The sequence below is a fragment of the Chryseobacterium sp. CG10_8 genome (assembly GCF_058117085.1).
Genome location: NZ_JBYVEB010000225.1, coordinates 1 through 1,494 on the forward strand (window position 1 = coordinate 1; position 1,494 = coordinate 1,494).

The following is a 1,494-nucleotide window of genomic DNA, read 5'->3' on the forward strand; positions in this document are numbered from 1 at the left end:
TATTATTCTTCATTTTATTTTTCGGAAATTTGCGAGATTTTTAAAATTTATGGCATTTCTTAACCCCAATTATACTAAAGAAACTTTCAAACTGGCTTTTCCTGTGATGCTTACGCAATTAGGACAAGCTTCGGTTAACCTATTTGATAATATCATTGTTGGAAATCTTTTGGGCGCGGACGAAGCTTTGGCTTCCGTCTCATTGGCCAATGCTATATTTTTCTCAGTTTTTGTTTTGGCTTTGGGATTTTCCTTAGCCATTCCGCCTTTGGTTTCGGAGGCGCACTCACAAAATGACCACAAAAAAATCAATCTTATTTTTAGCCATGGCTTTATCCTTAACATTACCGTAGGAATCATCCTCATTGTCCTTCTGTTTTTGGCGATGCCTTTGCTTTATCATTTGGGACAACCCCCGAAAATCATACCTGATACCGAAGCTTATTTGAAGATAGTGATTGTAAGTATTTTTCCTTTTATGATTTTCCAAACTATGCGAGAAGTATCCGAAGGATTGGGCTTTACCATTGGGGTGACACGAGCTACCATTATTGCCAATGTTATCAATATTGTTCTTAATTATGTCTTTATAAAAGGACTTTTGGGATTTCCACCAATGGGAGTTGCAGGCTCTGGCTACGCCACCCTTGTTGCGCGCGTCTTCATGGTTATTTTTATCTTTTACTCCCTGAGAAGTAACAAGATTACAAGAAGATATATGTTGGATTTCAGTCTCAAAGTTGATATTTTCCGAAAAGAAATGTTCCGAAAACTGATCAAATTAGGATTACCAACATCACTCCAAATGTTCTTTGAAGTCACCGCTTTTGCAACAGCAGCATTTATTTGTGGGCTGGTTTCGTCGAGAGATATCGCTGCACATCAAATTGCGCTAAGTCTTGCTTCATTCACCTTTAATCTTTGTATTGGATTCAGTATTGCTTCGACGGTAATGGTGGGAAGAAAGCTTGGTGAGAAAAACTTTGTTGAACTTCGAAATATCGGAATCAACAACCTCAAAATTGTATTCCTTTTCATGCTTGTTTGCGGAATTATTTTTGTCCTTGGAAAAAATATTCTTCCCGAAATGTTCACCAAAGAAACCGATGTCGTTGTCTTACAAATGACCTCCCAATTGATGATTATTGCAGCATTATTTCAACTTTCGGATGGTATACAAGTCGTCGCGATTGGTACTTTGAGAGGTTTCCAAGATGTTAAAATTCCTGGTGTAATTACCTTTATTGCGTATTGGATTATCACGCTACCTTTGGGATACTATCTGTGTGTTGTTGAAAAAATGGGAGCTTTCGGAATGTGGATTTCTTTAGGATTTGGACTCACTTGTTCCGCCATTATGCTGGTTTGGAGATTTCTAAAACTTTCTGAAAGAAGGATTCAAACAACAAAAATTCAAAGAAAATAAAATAGTAATTTTTTTTTCTATCCAAATAAAAATCTCTCTCAATTGAGAGGGATTTGCCATTTATTTTT

Annotated in this window: 1 protein-coding gene; it reads left to right on the forward strand. The window is 36.7% G+C overall.

What is annotated here, in order from left to right:
• Nucleotides 1-49 precede the first annotated feature (49 nt).
• Nucleotides 50-1,426, forward strand: a complete 1,377-nt coding sequence (locus tag AC4AGG_RS16395; protein WP_489773098.1) for an MATE family efflux transporter — start codon at nt 50-52, stop codon at nt 1,424-1,426.
• Nucleotides 1,427-1,494: the final 68 nt, after the last annotated feature.